Here is a 15,126-nt window from a genome sequence, read left to right as displayed (position 1 = left end):
GCACCTCCGGTCGCCACTAGCGGACTGGGGCTCCGGGGCCGAGGGGGATGCCTAGGGCCCACCAGGCCAGGAAGAGGAGGGTCCAGGCGATCGTCATCGAGATGGCCAGTGGGATCGTGTACGACGCCAGGGTGCCTACGCCGGCGTCTTTGCGGTAGCGCTGGAGGAAGCCGAGTGCCATCACGAAGTACGGGCTCATGGGGGTGATGGCGGTCGAGCCCGAGTCGGCGATCCGGAACAGCGCCTGGGTGGTTTCGGCCGGGACGTTCAGCAGCAGCATCATCGGGACCAGGATCGGTGCCGTCAGCGACCACATCGCCGAGCCGCTGGTGACGAGGATGTTGATCAGCGTCAGCAACACCAGGATGCCAAGGAAGATCACTACCGTCGGCGCGCCCAGATCGCCCAGCCAGCGGGCTGATTCGGCCGACAGCAGGTCGCCGATACGGCTCCAGCTGAAGTAGGCGAGGAACTGGGCGATCGCGAAGAACAGCACCAGCACCGGCGCCATCTGCTTGATTCCCTCCGCCATCAGCTTCGTCACCTCGGCGGCCTTCTCGATCGCCCCGACCGTGACGCCGTAGGTGATCCCGACCAGCCCGAAGAGTACGGCGACGACCATCGCGATCCCGTCCAGGAACGGCGAGTCGACGATGCTGCCGTTCTCACCCCGCAGCGGCGAGTCGTGCGGGACCAGTACGGCGACGACCGCCACCGCCGCCAGCCCGAACACGATCGTTGCCCGCAGCAACCCGGTCCGCTCGCGGGCGGACAGCCGCAGCGCGTCCGGATCGTCACCAGGCGCGTCCGGATCCGCTTCCAGGTCGTCGCGCTTGCTCAGTACCAACCGGGTGACGAGCGTGATGACGAGCGCGAGCAGTACCGACGAGGCGATGTTGAAGAACCAGTTCGACAGCGGCGAGATCGACGCGTCCGGGTCGACCGTCTTGGCCGCGGCCTCGGTGATGCCGGCGAAGATCGCGTCGTTCGGCGTCGGGATCGGGCTGGCGTCGTACCCGGAGGCGATCGCCGTGTAGGCGACCACGATGCCGAGGATCGGCGACCGGCCGACCGCGCGGAAGGCGAGCCCGCCGAGCGGTACCAGGATGATGTACGCCGCCGCGGAGGCGACGTGCGCCATCGTGCCGGCGAACGCGACCGCGAAGACCACCATCGAGGTCGGCACCCGGGAGACGCTGACCTTCATCAGCGACTGCAGGAACCCGGTCCGCTCGGCCAGCGCGACACCCATGATCACCACGACGATGGTGGCCATCGGCGGGAACTCGGCGAAGTTCGAGACCGCGGTCGAGACGGCCATCTGCAGGCCCTCGCCGGACAGCAGGTTCTGCACCGCGACGGTCTTGCCGTCCTTCGGCGAGACCACCGACACGTCCAGCGCCGCGAGGATCGCGCTCACCACGGCGAGGATCGCGGACAGGATCCAGAACAGCCAGAACGGGTGCGGCAGGGCGTTGCCGGCCCGCTCGATCACGGCCATCGCCCGGACCAGGCGTGGCAGCTCCTTCGGATCGGTAGCGGTCGTGGTCATCTCAGTTCCTCAACTTGTGCGACTTGAAGAAGGCACCGATCAGCTCATGCGCCTCGAAGGTCTGGGTCACATAACCAGGCCCCGAGGACGCGTCGGACCCGGGCCACGAGTGGCCGCCGTCGGTAACAGCGACGTGTACTACGTCCGCTTCGCAACCCTTGTAGGTGGTGATCAGCGTGTCGTCGCCGAGCTGACTCGTCCGCGGCTCCGTCGAGCACTGGTTCCGCACGGACCAGTCGCGGACCCACGTCTGCACGCTCGGAAGGTCGCGCTCGCCATCGCCGTCGTACGGGATGGTGGTGTCGCCGGTGCCGTGGATGTCGAGCACAGGGATCGGCCGGCTCGGCTCGCATCGCTTGCCCTGCTGGTAGAACGCGCCGGCGACGGGAGCGATCGCGGCGAACCGGTCGGCCATCACGCAGGCCAGGATGCCGGTGAACCCGGCGCCATTGGACTTGCCGGTCGCGTACACGGCGTTCCGGTCGACGCAGAAGCCCGCCTCCAGCGTGTTCAGCAGGTCGGCGGTGAACTTCACGTCGTCGACACCCTTGGCCGAGTACGGCGCGCCTTGCCAGGCCTGCTTGGCCTCGTCACCGAGTACACCGTTGGGGTAGGCAACGATCGCGTTCAGCTTGGAGAGATCCGAGAAGGCCTCGGTGAACGCCCCGGTCTTGCCCCGACCGTGGTACACGACGATCAGCGGGTACGCCGATTGCGCGCGGTACCCGGTCGGCAGGTGCAGCCGGTAAGTCCGGGTGATTCCGCCGCTGACCAACTGGTAGTCGGCGCTGGTGCCAGCCGGTTGAGTTGATTGCTTCTGACAACCTGTACTGCGGGAGACCTGCTGGCTGGGCGCGGCCGTTGCCGGGAGCAACGGGGAGCTGGCTACGGCGGTCACCAGGCCGGCCGCGGCCAGGCCTGCGGCGAGCAGTGTTTTCGGGCGGGTGAGGTTCATCAGGGGTGCCTCCTCGGGCCGGCGGCCTGCAGGCGGGCAGGCACGCGCCTGGAACGCATCGGGCGATCCAGTGAAAGGTGAAGTGGTGCGGGGTACCGCGAGGTCAGGCCGTGAGCAACTCGTCGGCGAAGGCAGCAATGCGGTCTGCGGCGGTCTCGACCAGGAGCCGGCCGTCCTCGGCAGTGGCACGTCGGGGATCACCCAGGACGCCACGCTTGTGATACGTGTCGAACCCGACGGACAGGCGTGGACCTTGGGCCTGCCGGGACAGCCGGGCTTTCGGAGTCAGTTCGTCTAGCTGAGTGGCGCCGGGCTCCAGGAGGTCGGCCTGGACAAGCTCGGGCGCGAGGTAGAGCATCTGGGCGGTCTCGGCCTCGCCTGCGTGGCCGTGCACCTGGCTGACCTCCATGGCGGCGATCAGGTCGGAGACCAAGGGCGTGATGGGTGTCCACGCGAAGGTGAGATCGGGTTGCAGGACGTACTCCTGGGCCAGTACCGAGAGCGCGGGGTTGTTGCCGCCGTGGCCGGTGATGACGAGGAACTGGTTCCAGCCGTGCCGGTGCAGGCTGGCGATCAGCTCACGCAGTACGGACTGGAAGGTTGCTGGGGACAACGTCATGGTGCCGGCAAAGGCCAGGTGGTGTGGCGATACGCCGTAGTTGACCGGCGGGGCGATCACCGCACGGCCGTCGAGCCGGCCGGCTACCAAGTCGGCGACGCCGGTCGCGCGGACGGTGTCGGTGGACATCGCCATCCCACCGCCGTGCTGCTCCTGGGCGCCGACCGGAATGATCACCAACGGCGCCAGCCGGACGGCATCCCGCGCTTGGTCGGTGGTCATCTCCGCCAACTTGTTGCTCATGGCAACTCCGGGAAGTCAGCAGCCTCGATGGCGCGCTGAATATGCTCAAGATGCTCCCGAGTCAGCCGCTCAGCCGCGGCCGCATCGCCGGCCCGGACCGCGTCGACGATCGCTCGGTGCTCCTCGTGGTCGCGGTTGCGGTTGTCGTACAACTGGCGGATCTGTTGCTGCTCACGGACGCGCACCTTCAGCAGCGACGCGAGCAACTCCTCGACGAGCGGATTGCCGGAGGCTGCTGCCAGCTCCACATGGAAGTTCAACGCGAAGGCCGGCCCGCCGGGCGGGGTGAGCGCGTTGGTGACGGCGGCTTCCAGTCGCTCGAGGTTCTCCGGCTGACGCGAGACGGCTGCCTCGCGCGCTACCGCAGGCTCGATCACCAGGCGTGCGCCGATCAACTGCAGGACCGACTCTTTGGTGATCGGTGGGCGGTGCGGGTTGGCGAGGACGACGTTGTTGATCGTCGGGCCTACGTAAGTGCCTGAGCCGTGACGGAATTCGACGGCGCCGGTGGCCTCCAGCTTGCGGAGGGCCTCGCGGATCGTCGGAGTGGTCAGCTCGAAGCGTTTCGCCAGCTCCCGTGCCGACGGGATCGCGTCCCCAGGGCCGAGGCCGGCGTCCCGGATGATGCCGAGGATCGCCTCGGTCAGCCGGTCCGACAGGCTCGGCGTCACGCCCACCGTTGAGTAAGTCACGAAGTGACTAAATCACTTAGCCTTTCCGTCGTCAAGAGTCTGCCTCTTACCTCAAGGGTTGATCACCACGGGGGCGCCGTTGGCGGTCAGGGACCAGTCGGTGGCGTGGAAGGTGTTCGGGTTCACCTCGCCGGTGGTGGTGACGTAGTCGATCATCAGCTGGTGGATCTCGACCTGGCGGTTGTAGACGACCGGCGCGGTCTTGACATGCGGGAAGTTGCCGCCGCCGGACTGCCGGTAGTTGTTGACCGCGACAACGAACTGCTGGTCGGCAGTCACCGGCACACCGCCGCACTGGAGGTCGGTGATCCGCGAGCCGGCCGGCTTGGCGATGTCGATCTTGTACGCCATCGGCTTGGCCAGGCCACCCATGATGTCGTAGTTGTAGTCCGGCGTACCGCTCGGCGCGGTCGGCGTCGGGGCGTTCGTCACCTGGTCCGACGGGAACGGGCCCGGGCCGCTGACCTGCTTGAAGTACCGCGCGGAGAACTCGAGGTAGTCCTTCACCTGAGCACCGGTCATCGTGACCGCGATCAGCGTGTTGTCGAAGATGTAGAGCCCGGCGACGTCGCGAACCGAGACCTCACCCGCGGGGATCGCGGCCGCCCGGTCGAGGCCGTAGTTGAACTCGTGGTTGCCGAGCGCGGCGGCGTCGTACCCGATCTCGTTCATCGCCGCGGCCATCGGATGCAGGTGGCCGCCCGTGATGGGCTGGATCTTGGCGAAGTAGTAGGCCAGCGGCGTGCCCTGGATGGTGTCGCCGGCGTCGAGCATCAGCGGCTTGGGCGCCCGCCGGTCCGCCGCGATCTGGCTGCGGACCGCGTCGACCAGGGTGGAGATCTTGGCCAGGCCGATGTCGTTGTGCGCGGTGTCGTCGTACTCCGCGTTCTTGAAGTAGTCCCAGTTGAAGACGTTGCCGTGCAGGTCGGATTCTTTACTTAGGCGGCTGGTGCTTGTGAGCCCGAATGGCCTGCCCGAGAGGCACGATACGTGCGCCACGCCGGGGGGTGATGCGGGGATGGCCCGGTCGCCGGGAGAGGATGCCGCCCATGACCTTGCCGCCCGGCAAACTGCTGCTCGTCGCCGCCATTCTGTTCGGAGCCGCCCTGGCCCACGCGGCCAAACCGCCCACACCGTCTGCCGCCGGCAACCATCGGGTCGCCTCCAGTCCGGCTTGGCGGGCGCCCGCCAAGCCGATTCAGGCGAAGTTCTCGAAGCAGAAGGTGGGCTCGTCGAAGCCAGGTCATCGGCCGAGCGCGGCCGGGCGGAAGAGCCACCCAACCGGTACTACGGTTGCGGCCGACTGGACGCTGGGCAACGACGGCAAGGTGATCTACCTGACCTTCGACGACGGCCCGCAGCCGATCTTCACCCCGAAAGTGCTCGCCGTGCTCGCCCGGCATCGCGCGAAGGCGACGTTCTTCGTGCTGGGGCGTGAGGCAGCGAAGTACCCGGAACTGGTCGAGACCACCCGCGCCCAGGGGCACACCATCGGCAACCACACCTGGGACCACCCGCTGCTCACGCACCTGACCCCGCAGCGGATCCGGCAGGAGATCTTCAGCGGCGTGAAGTCGAAGTGCTTCCGGCCGCCGTACCGCGACACGAACGCGACCGTGGCGGCGGTCGCGGCGGCGAACCACCAGCGGGAAGTGCTCTGGGACGTCGACACCTTGGACTGGGAGAAGCCGGGCGCGGCCAAGATCGAGCGCGCGATCCTGCGCGGCGCACACCCCGGCGCCGTCATCCTGATGCACGACGGCGGCGGCAGCCGCCCCCAAACCGTCGCCGCGCTTGACCGGGCGTTGACCCAACTGACCGCCCAGGGGTATTCGTTCCGCGCGCTGCCCTGCTGAGTCTTCTGAGGGCCAGGGCGAGGATCGCCGGCAACACTACGCTGCCGCCGATCATCCGCGTCCGCCGTACGGTCGCTCGGCGCCGCAGTACCTCTTGGTGGTTGAGACCTACCGTGAAGCTCTCGTTCATGGTGTTGAGCCTTGCCGCTAGCTGACGATCGACGCTTTGCCGTTGGAGAAGTGCTTCAGGGCCTGGTCGATCACGTGGACGGGCTGGTCGAGGGATTTCACCAGATAGAGGCCGGTCGGCTTGAGCAGCGGACTCGGCTTCACGACCGCTCTCACCGCCGGCTGGTCCAGCCCTCGTACTCCGGCGGTGGTCGCACCGATGCCTGGGGCAAGCTTCAGTTCGAGCACGAACTGCCCGAAGATCTTCACCTGCTTGAACCCGTGCACCGTCCCCCACGGCAGGATCACCGGGTACGCGGCACCTTCACAGGCCAGCTCCAGACCCTTGGGCGACATGCGCATCGCCACCGGCGGCAACTCGTTGGCGGCAATCCACCGCTGCCGCTCGCTGTCCAGCCGCAACGCCTGGACGGTGCTCAGTACCAGCGGAACCATTGCCGCGATCAACAACAACGCGAACGGCCACAACCCCGCGCCCCGAAAGGCCATCAACGCGGCCACAGCCCCAACGATGCCCAAGGCCCCAACCGCCAGAGTCGCCCAAGCCCCTCGCCGCTGCACCTTCCGAACCACAACCCGCCGCTGCGCCGCAGCCTGCCGATCAACGCCCACCACAAACGTCTGCACCGGACCCTGATCGCTCATCCCCCCACCCTCTCAGCCCACAGGTCCGCCCGCCCACCGACACGTACTACGTCCCCGGCACCGTGGTCCGCCGGCCACCCGGACCGGCAACACTCACAAAGCAGCTGCCCACCGCCCATCGCACGCTCAGCCACACCAAGCCAACACCACCAGAGACGACTTCATGAGTGCCGGCGGTCCGCTTCCAACCACCTCATCGCGAGAACTCCCCCCACCGCATCGCCTGCAACTCGCCTTCCAATCGCGACCTACTACTGCAAAATTGTCGCTATGAGCTAATATTGCAGTAGCAATGAGGAGGTGATGCAGTGGCGCTACTCGACATCGCAGATCTCGCGAGCGAGCAGTGGGGGCTAGTGACGACGGCACAAGCTGCTGCCGTGGGGGTCTCCGGGCCGACGATGGCCAGGCTTGCCCGCGACGAGGTGCTCCGGCGTCTCGAGCACGGCGTCTACAAGGTCAATGGCAGCGGATACGACCCGCGGGACGACCTGCGAGCGGCCTGGCTCCTTCTGGACCCGAAGCGGACCGCCTCACAGCGGATCAGCGAGCAACCGATCGATGCGGTCGTCTCGCATCGTTCCGCCGCGCGCCTTCTCGAACTGGGTGACCTCGATGCCGATCTCTTCGAGTTCACCGTCAACGGTCGCAAACAGACTCGCCGCAAAGACATCCGGATCCACGTCCGCAGTACCGACCTGCCGGCGGACGCGTGGTCCCTCGCCAGCGGCCTTCCAGTCACCACCGCGACGAGGACCATCGAAGATCTAGCCGCAAGCCAGACCGACGGCGGTCACCTTGCCGGCGTGGTTCGCGATGCGGTCTCGACCGCTGTGGTCGATCTAGATCAACTGAGCGACGTGCTACGTCCCTATGCCCACCGCTACGGAGCCCCACTCGGCGACGGCCGCTCCTTGATCCGCCGCTTCCTCCAAGAAGCCGGACTCCCCAAAACCACCCAGCAAGCCATGGAATTGCTCCAGCAACCCGACTGATGCTAAAGCCGTACGGCGGATGCGCGCGACCTGCGCACGCTTCGACACCAGTTCAGCCATTCGCGCAGCGTATCGCCGGGCCTCGGCCGCAGCCAGGAGTTTACCGACTGCCCGGCTGCGGCGATGCAGGAGCTGCGTGGGGAAAGGGCTACAGGCGGCGGCCCGCCCAGGTCCAGGCGTAGATGCCGTCGTCGACGGCCGCGCCGCCTTCGCCGAGTTCCAGCGGACGGAAGGTGTCGACCATGACTGCCAACTCCTCGAATGACTCGGCGCCGAGGGATGCTTCGATGGCTGACGGTTGAGGCCCGTGGGCGTAGCCGCCGGGGTGGAGGGAGATGGAGCCCAGGCCGATTCCTGAACCCTTGCGGGCTTCGTAGTCGCCGCCGCAGTAGAACATGACCTCGTCGGAGTCGACGTTCGAGTGGTAGTACGGGACCGGCACCGACAAGGGGTGGTAGTCGACCTTGCGCGGCACGAAGTTGCAGACGACGAAGTTGTTGGCTTCGAAGACCTGGTGGACCGGTGGCGGCTGGTGGATCCGGCCGGTGATCGGTTCGAAGTCGCTCACGTTGAAGGTGTACGGGTAGAGGCACCCGTCCCACCCGACCACGTCGAACGGATGGGTCGCATAGGTCATCCGGCTGCCCACAATGCCCCCGGCCCCGTTCCCGCGATGCTTCACGAGTACCTCGACATCGTTGCCCTCAACAACAAATGTCGAGCCGGGCGCGTGCAGGTCGCGTTCGCAGTACGGCGCGTGTTCGAGGAACTGGCCGAAGCGGCTCAGGTAGCGCTTGGGCGGCGCGATGTGGCTGTTGGCTTCGATGCAATACGCCTGTACGCCGTCCGCGCCCGGCAGCCAGCGATGCGTGGTGGCGCGCGGGATGATCACGTAGTCACCCTCGGCCGCCGGCAGCACACCGAAGCTGGTCTCGACCGTCGCGGAGCCGCGTTCGATGTAGACGCATTCGTCACCGATGGCGTTGCGATAATACGACGACGCGTCGTCCGCGACGACGTACGAGATGCGGACGTCGCCGTTGCCGAGGACCAGCCGGCGGTGCTCGACGACATTGTTGCCCTCGCCGGTCAGGAACAGGTCGTGCAGCTTCAGGTGCCGTGGCGTCAGCGGGTGGTTCGGCGTGGTGGCCAGATCGGGCAGCTCCCAGATCTGGGAGTCGACGATCGCCGACGGCACCCCCGCGTGGTACAGCAGCGACGAGTCCGACGAGAACCCCTCCTCGCCCATCAGCTCCTCGTAGTACAGGCCGCCGTCCGGTTTGCGGAACTGAGTGTGCCGCTTCGGCGGAATCCGCCCTGCCTGCCGATAGAACGCCATGACCCTTCTCCCAAACCAAATCCGATTATCGAACACCAGTGTCCGCTTACCGAAAGCATCCGTTAGGCTCGGACTCATGTCAACCATCCCTGCCCTGTTCCGGCACCTGGTCGACGACGCGGCCATGTTCCCGCCCGGCGACCTTCCCCTGGTCGATGCCGTCGCTGCGCACCGCCTGCACCGCCAGTCGGCGTACGCCGGGCTGGTCGGTCCGCTCATCTGCACCGACGAGGACCTGATGAAAGTGGCCGCGGAGGCCGCCAGGGCCGGCGAACCGCTCGAGGTCGCCGTCGTCATCACCGGCGGCGCGGGTGGGATCGAACCGGCCGTCCGGTACGGCGACCGCTCAGCCGACGTTGTCGTCAAGGCGATCGAGGTGCGCCTGCGGAACGAGGACGACCTGTCCCGCAACGCGCTGCGCGTGGTCCGCGCCTGCGACGACTGCCTGGACGAAGAGAGCGCTTTCGTGGAGATCGGCCTGGACGGCGCCTGGGAGCGCGCGCTCGATGTCGTCGCCGACGCCGGGTACGCGGCCAAGCTGCGCACCGGCGGCCTGGACGCGTCGCTCTTCCCGACGGCCGACCAGGTCGCCGCCTTCATCACCGCCTGCCTCGATCGCGAGGTGGCCTTCAAGTGCACGGCCGGTCTGCACAACGCAGTTCGCCATACCGCCGAAGACACCGGTTTCGAGCATCACGGCTTCCTGAACGTCCTGCTCGCCACCCGCGCCTCACTCGACGGCGCCGGCCAGGACGAGGTGGCCGCAGTACTGGAGGAGCGGGCCGGTGAGAGACTCGCCGCGACGGCAGCCGGCCTCTCGGACGAGCAGGCCGAAGGGACCCGCAGGTGGTTCACCTCCTTCGGGTCGTGCAGTATCGACGAACCCCGCCACGACCTGACCGCACTGAACCTGCTGGAGGCCCAGTGACCTGGATCGACATCCCCGCGAACTCCCCGTTCGGGCCCGGGAACCTGCCGCTCGGCATCTTCCGGCTCGGCGACGAGGAGCCGAGGATGGGCGCGGCGATCGGCGACCAGCTGATCGATCTCGCCCCGGTCGCGTCGGCGCAGATGCTCGACGGCTCGCAACTGTTCGCCGAGCCGACGCTGAACGCCTTCCTCGCGCTCGGCCGCCCGGCCTGGCACGCGACCCGGGAGTGGCTGCTCGACCTGGTCCGCAACGAAATCAACCGCGACGCCGTCGAACCGCACCTGATCCCGCAGTCCGCGGTGACCATGCAACTGCCGTTCGAGGTCGCCGACTACGTCGACTTCTACGCGTCGGAGCAGCACGCGACGAACCTCGGCCGGTTGTTCCGCCCGGACTCCGAACCGCTGCTACCGAACTGGAAACACCTCCCCGTCGGCTATCACGGCCGGGCCGGCACAGTTGTTGCCAGCGGCACCGACATCGTGCGGCCGAGCGGCCAGCGGAAGGCGCCCGCGGACGCAGTACCGACGTACGGGCCGTCGCAGCGACTCGACATCGAGGTGGAGCTCGGGTACGTCGTCGGCAGCCCGTCGACGCTCGGCCAGCCCGTCTCGGTCGAGGACTTCAAGGATCACGTGTACGGCGTTGTCGTAGTCAACGACTGGTCGGCGAGAGACCTGCAGGCGTGGGAGTACGTGCCGCTCGGCCCGTTCCTCGGCAAGTCGTTCGCCACCTCGATCTCGCCCTGGGTCGTGTCGCTGGAGGCACTCGAAGCGGCCGCCGTCCCGCTCGGCAAGCAGGAGCCTGCCGTGTTGCCCTACCTGGCCGGCGACGCGCTGACGAACTTCGACATCACCTTCGAGGTGTACTGGAACGGCGAGCACGTCAGCAGTCCGCCGTACCGGGACATGTACTGGTCACCGGCTCAGATGCTTGCCCACCTGTCGGTCAACGGCGCCTCGGTCCGGACCGGCGATCTGTTTGCCTCCGGCACCGTTTCTGGCGCGGAGAAAGACCAGCGCGGCTCGTTCATCGAACTCAGCTGGGGCGGCCGCGAACCGATCATGGTGAAGGGCGAGGAACGCACCTTCCTGCAGGACGGCGACGAGGTCACCATCACGGCCAGCGCGACCACCCCCGACGGCACCACCATCGGCCTCGGCTCGGTCACCGGCCGCATCCTTCCCGCCCACTAACCGAGGCCTCGATCCACTCCTTGAGTACGGCAGGAGGCCTCCGCACGTCTGGACACGTCCAACTTAATCGTTCACCAAATATGTTCATTAGTGTTTGTTTCTCTTGACTTCTTGCGGTTACGTACACAGAATCCCTGACACAGTGACCCGCCCGTCAGGAGTCGTACCGTGCCTCGACCCGTAATTCCCGCCTTAGCAGCCGCCGTGCTCGCGGCCGGCCTGCTCGTCGCCATTCCACCCACCGCTGCCACCGCCGGCCCCGCCGCGACGGACCTCACGCTGACTTCCCCCGAACTCACCGTGACCGTCGCCGCCGACTTCCCGCGCGTCATCCGGTACGCCGACAACGCGTCCGGCAAGTCGCTGGGCGGACAGCCCGACGCGATCTCGACCGTCACCGTCAACGGCACCGCCCGGACCGCCCGGCTGACCGCACCGCCGACGGTCAGCGGCAACCGGGCGACGTACAAGCTCGCCTTCGATGCACTGCCTGGCGTCGAACTGGATGCGAGCCTGGCGTTGAGCGGCCGGGTGACCACCTTCAGCATCGACGCGGTGCGCGACACCGAGGCCGCCCGGGTGCGCACCATCGACATTCCGGACCATGACCTGGTCTCCGTCGCGAGCACCGATGCGGGTGCGACCACCGCCTTCACCACGCTCGATCCGGACTCCACGCGGACCGCCGACAAGATCACCCCGGTGACCGCGGCGACCACGGCCGAGCCGGCCGCCACCGGAGCGGCGTACGCGTTCGTGAACACCAGCGGGCTGGCCGCCGGGATCGAGTCGAACTCGGTCTACGACAAGCCGTCCGGGCAGTCCGTGGACGACGGCGCGCGGTTCTGGCACCGGGCCCGCAAGGCTGCCGACGGGACCAGCCGGGTCGGCGTCTGGAGCGGCCAATGGACCTATCGCGCCGACACCTCGCCGTACACCGAGCCGTTGCCGTGGGCAAAGGTCGTGGTGACGCCGGATGCCAACAACGACGGTGGCGTCGACTGGCAGGACGGCGCGATCGCGTTCCGCTCGATCATGACGGAGCCGAAGGGTGGCGACCAGGTCAAGAACCGGGTGGTGACCCACATCCCGTTCAACTTCGCCAGCCAGGCGACGCATCCGTTCCTGCGCACGCTCGATGACGTCAAGCGGATCTCGCTCGCGACCGACGGTCTCGGGCAGATGGCGCTACTGAAGGGCTACGGCTCGGAAGGCCACGACTCGGCCCATCCGGACTATGGCGGCAACTACAACGTGCGGGCCGGCGGTCTCACGGACCTCAACACGCTGCTGAAGAAGGGCAAGGACTACAACGCCGCCTTCGGTGTACATGTGAACGCGACCGAGTCCTACCCGGAGGCCGACGCGTTCAGCGAGGATCTGGTCGACAAGACCAGCAAGGGCTGGAACTGGCTGAACCAGAGCTACTACATCAAGCAACGTCCTGACCTTGCCTCCAGCAACATCGTCAAGCGCTTCCAGCAGTTGCGGGACGAGACCGACGAGAACCTGCGGGAGCTGTACATCGACGTGTACTACCAGTCCGGCTGGCTCGCGGACGGCCTGAGCCGGCAACTCGCCGACCAGGGCTGGCAGATCGGCACCGAGTGGGCCGACCGGTTCGAGCGCTCGTCGCTGTGGTCGCACTGGGCCAACGACCTCGACTACGGCGGCGCCACCAACAAGGGGCTCAACTCCCAGATCATCCGGTTCGTCCGCAACCACGAGAAGGACGTCTGGAACGCCGACCCGATCCTCGGCCAGACGTCGATCGTCGAGTTCGAGGGCTGGACCGGCGAGACCGACTGGAACGCCTTCTACGCCAACATCTGGCAGCGCAACCTGCCGGCCAAGTTCCTCCAGCAGCAGAAGATCCTCGACTGGAACAGCAACGAGATCTCCTTCAGCGGCGGCGTCCGGGGAACGGTTGCCAATGGCAAGCGCACGGTCAGCGTCGGCGGCGCGAAGGTGCTCGACGGCGACAAGTACCTGCTGCCGTGGGACGGCAACAAGAAGCTCTACCACTACAACCCGGCCGGTGGCGCGACCACCTGGCAGGTCCCGGCAGCCTTCAGCACGGACCGCTTCACCGTCTACAAGCTGACCGACACAGGCCGCGTCAGGCTCGGTACTGCGCCCGTGCGCAACGGCAAGGTGACGCTGGCCGCCAATCCGGGCCAGCCCTATGTCCTGTACCCCGAGCAGGCGCCGCGGCTGGCGGACCCGCAGTGGGGCGAGGGTAGTCATCTGCAGGACCCCGGCTTCAACGCCGGCGACCTGAACGCCTGGGACCCGGCCGGCAACGCGTCGATCGCCACGCTTCCGAACGGTCAGCACGTCGCCGAGCTGGGAGCGGATCACACCACGCTCAAGCAGCGGATCCGCGGCCTCGTCCCCGGCCGCACCTACAGCGCCTCCGCGTGGATCGAGGTCGAGCCGGGCAAATCACGCAAGACCACGCTCGACGTCAATGGCACCTCCGTCGTCGTCGACCGGTCCACCGCGATGAACCGCGTTGCCGCCGATGACAAGCAGGGCCTGTACTACCAGCGGGCGCGGGTGGTCTTCGAGGCCAAGGGCATCACGGCCGACCTGACCATCAAGGCCGTCAGCGGCGCGGCCCGGGTCCGCATCGACGACGTACGGGTCGTCGAGACCAAGCGCCCGGCAGCCGGTCTGGTCGACGACTTCGAGAATGTCGACCAGGGCTGGGGCCCGTTCGTGAAGGGCGATGCGGGTGGCACCACCGACCCCCGGACCGTCCTGGCTAGCAAGCACGCGCCGTACACGCAGGCGGGCTGGAACGGGAAGCTCGTCGACGATGTGCTCGACGGCGAATGGTCGCTGAAGTCGCATGAGGAGAACCAGGGACTCGTCTACCGGACGACCCCGGCGACCGTGCCGTTCACGCCAGGGCACAAGTACAAGGTCAGCTTCGACTACGAGAGTGGTCAGGCCAGGCAGTACACCTGGGTGCAGGGCGTGGACCGGCCCAAATCCGTTGAGGTGAAGGCCACCCCGATCGGCGCCCAGCGGACCAAGGCGACGTTCAGCCAGGAGTTCGTGGCCGGGTGCGGTGGCGACTACTGGGTCGGCCTCCGCAAACTCTCCTCCGGCGGCGACCAGGCCGACTTCGTGATGGACAACTTCGCCGTCACCGACCTCGGCGCTTCCAGCGAAGCAGCAGACTGTACTTCGCTGAGCTTGTCCGGGGCCGGCCTCAACGGCATGGTCTCCGGCGAGGAGAACACGGTGGTCAGCACGTACACCAACAACGATGTGGTTGCCGTCAACAACATCACGCTGGCGCTCGCGGCTCCGGCGGGCTGGACCGTCGCGGCGACTACGCCGGCCACGCACGCGACTGTTGCCGCTGGCACCAGTGTCACGACGACCTGGTCGGTCACGCCTCCTGCCGGGACACCTGCGGGCAAGTACGTGCTCACGGCAACCGGTGGTCAGGCGTCCACGTCAGCTGAGGCGACTCTGCTGCCGCCGGGAATCGTTCCGCAGTCGCGGATCAAGGTGACCGACGTCAGCAGCGAGGACGTCGCGACCGATGGGGCGGCCATCGCTGCACTGGACGGAAACCCCAGCACGCTTTGGCATTCCGCCTGGTCCCAGGTGCCGACTCCGGCCGGCTATCCCCACCACATCACGCTCGACCTCGGTACGGCGTACCAGGTGAACGGGTTCAGCTACCTGCCGCGGCAGAGCGGGACGAACGGGATGTTCAAGGGGTACGAGGTTTACGTCAGTGCCGATGGGCAGAACTGGGGTACGCCGGTGAAGACCGGTGAGTTCCCCAACTCCAAGGACACCCAGCGGCTGGACTTCACCGCTAAGGCGGGCCGATACGTCAAGTTCGTCGGCACCAGCTCACTCAACGGCGCCGTCTTCGGTTCGGCCGCCGAGCTGAACGTCTACGGAACCCGCTAGACCACGGTGCACTAGACAATGGGAAAGCGGCGCCA

At 67.3% G+C, this 15,126-nt stretch carries 12 protein-coding genes; 5 read left to right on the top strand and 7 right to left on the bottom strand.

Going from position 1 to position 15,126, the window contains the following annotated elements:
* Positions 1-16: 16 nt before the first annotated feature.
* The 5 genes from A3ES_RS0112310 to A3ES_RS47035 all read right to left on the bottom strand — a co-directional run bounded on the left by A3ES_RS0112310 (position 17) and on the right by A3ES_RS47035 (position 5,060).
* Complete coding sequence (locus A3ES_RS0112310) at positions 17-1,552, bottom strand: AbgT family transporter (RefSeq protein WP_020387118.1); 1,536 nt, start codon at positions 1,550-1,552, stop codon at positions 17-19.
* A gap of 1 nt (position 1,553) precedes the next feature.
* Positions 1,554-2,507 (bottom strand): CE1 family esterase, encoded by a 954-nt coding sequence (locus A3ES_RS0112305; protein ID WP_020387117.1) that lies wholly within the window; start codon positions 2,505-2,507, stop codon positions 1,554-1,556.
* 103 nt (positions 2,508-2,610) lie between these two features.
* Complete coding sequence (locus A3ES_RS0112300) at positions 2,611-3,369, bottom strand: creatininase family protein (RefSeq protein ID WP_020387116.1); 759 nt, start codon at positions 3,367-3,369, stop codon at positions 2,611-2,613.
* Positions 3,366-4,061 (bottom strand): FadR/GntR family transcriptional regulator, encoded by a 696-nt coding sequence (locus tag A3ES_RS0112295; protein ID WP_237744930.1) that lies wholly within the window; start codon positions 4,059-4,061, stop codon positions 3,366-3,368. The genes A3ES_RS0112300 and A3ES_RS0112295 overlap by 4 nt, the downstream gene beginning before the upstream one ends.
* 51 nt (positions 4,062-4,112) lie before the next feature.
* Positions 4,113-5,060 carry a 5'-nucleotidase C-terminal domain-containing protein gene (locus tag A3ES_RS47035; RefSeq protein ID WP_020387114.1) on the bottom strand — a complete coding sequence of 316 codons (948 nt, stop codon included), beginning with the start codon at positions 5,058-5,060 and terminating at the stop codon, positions 4,113-4,115.
* Positions 5,061-5,110: 50 nt separating this feature from the next.
* Here A3ES_RS47035 and A3ES_RS47030 point away from each other — a divergent pair, with 50 nt between their 5' ends.
* Positions 5,111-5,917 (top strand): polysaccharide deacetylase family protein, encoded by an 807-nt coding sequence (locus tag A3ES_RS47030; RefSeq protein WP_020387113.1) that lies wholly within the window; start codon positions 5,111-5,113, stop codon positions 5,915-5,917.
* Between the two features lie 147 nt (positions 5,918-6,064).
* Here A3ES_RS47030 and A3ES_RS0112280 read toward each other — a convergent pair whose 3' ends face one another.
* Entirely contained in the window at positions 6,065-6,547 is a 483-nt protein-coding gene (locus A3ES_RS0112280; protein ID WP_237744929.1) for a hypothetical protein, read from the bottom strand.
* 452 nt (positions 6,548-6,999) lie between these two features.
* On the opposite strand from A3ES_RS0112280, the gene A3ES_RS0112275 reads away from it, so the two are divergent.
* Positions 7,000-7,686, top strand: coding sequence for a type IV toxin-antitoxin system AbiEi family antitoxin domain-containing protein (locus tag A3ES_RS0112275; protein ID WP_020387111.1), 687 nt, complete (start codon positions 7,000-7,002; stop codon positions 7,684-7,686).
* A gap of 148 nt (positions 7,687-7,834) precedes the next feature.
* On the opposite strand, the gene A3ES_RS0112270 is transcribed toward A3ES_RS0112275, so the two are convergent.
* Complete coding sequence (locus A3ES_RS0112270) at positions 7,835-9,025, bottom strand: homogentisate 1,2-dioxygenase (protein ID WP_020387110.1); 1,191 nt, start codon at positions 9,023-9,025, stop codon at positions 7,835-7,837.
* A 76-nt stretch (positions 9,026-9,101) separates the two neighbouring features.
* Here A3ES_RS0112270 and A3ES_RS0112265 point away from each other — a divergent pair, with 76 nt between their 5' ends.
* From A3ES_RS0112265 to A3ES_RS0112255, 3 genes are all read left to right on the top strand, one after another.
* Positions 9,102-9,953, top strand: coding sequence for a hypothetical protein (locus A3ES_RS0112265; RefSeq protein ID WP_020387109.1), 852 nt, complete (start codon positions 9,102-9,104; stop codon positions 9,951-9,953).
* A complete protein-coding gene (gene fahA, locus A3ES_RS0112260) occupies positions 9,950-11,152 on the top strand; it encodes a fumarylacetoacetase (RefSeq protein ID WP_020387108.1) in 1,203 nt (400 codons plus the stop codon). Before A3ES_RS0112265 ends, fahA begins: the two co-directional genes overlap by 4 nt.
* 168 nt (positions 11,153-11,320) lie before the next feature.
* Positions 11,321-15,091 (top strand): endo-alpha-N-acetylgalactosaminidase family protein, encoded by a 3,771-nt coding sequence (locus tag A3ES_RS0112255; RefSeq protein ID WP_083933390.1) that lies wholly within the window; start codon positions 11,321-11,323, stop codon positions 15,089-15,091.
* Positions 15,092-15,126: the final 35 nt, after the last annotated feature.

The sequence above is a fragment of the Kribbella catacumbae DSM 19601 genome (genome assembly GCF_000372465.1).
Lineage (GTDB): Bacteria > Actinomycetota > Actinomycetes > Propionibacteriales > Kribbellaceae > Kribbella > Kribbella catacumbae.
The sequence above is the reverse complement of the archived record's forward strand: the minus strand, read 5'-3'. Positions and strand labels throughout refer to the sequence as shown.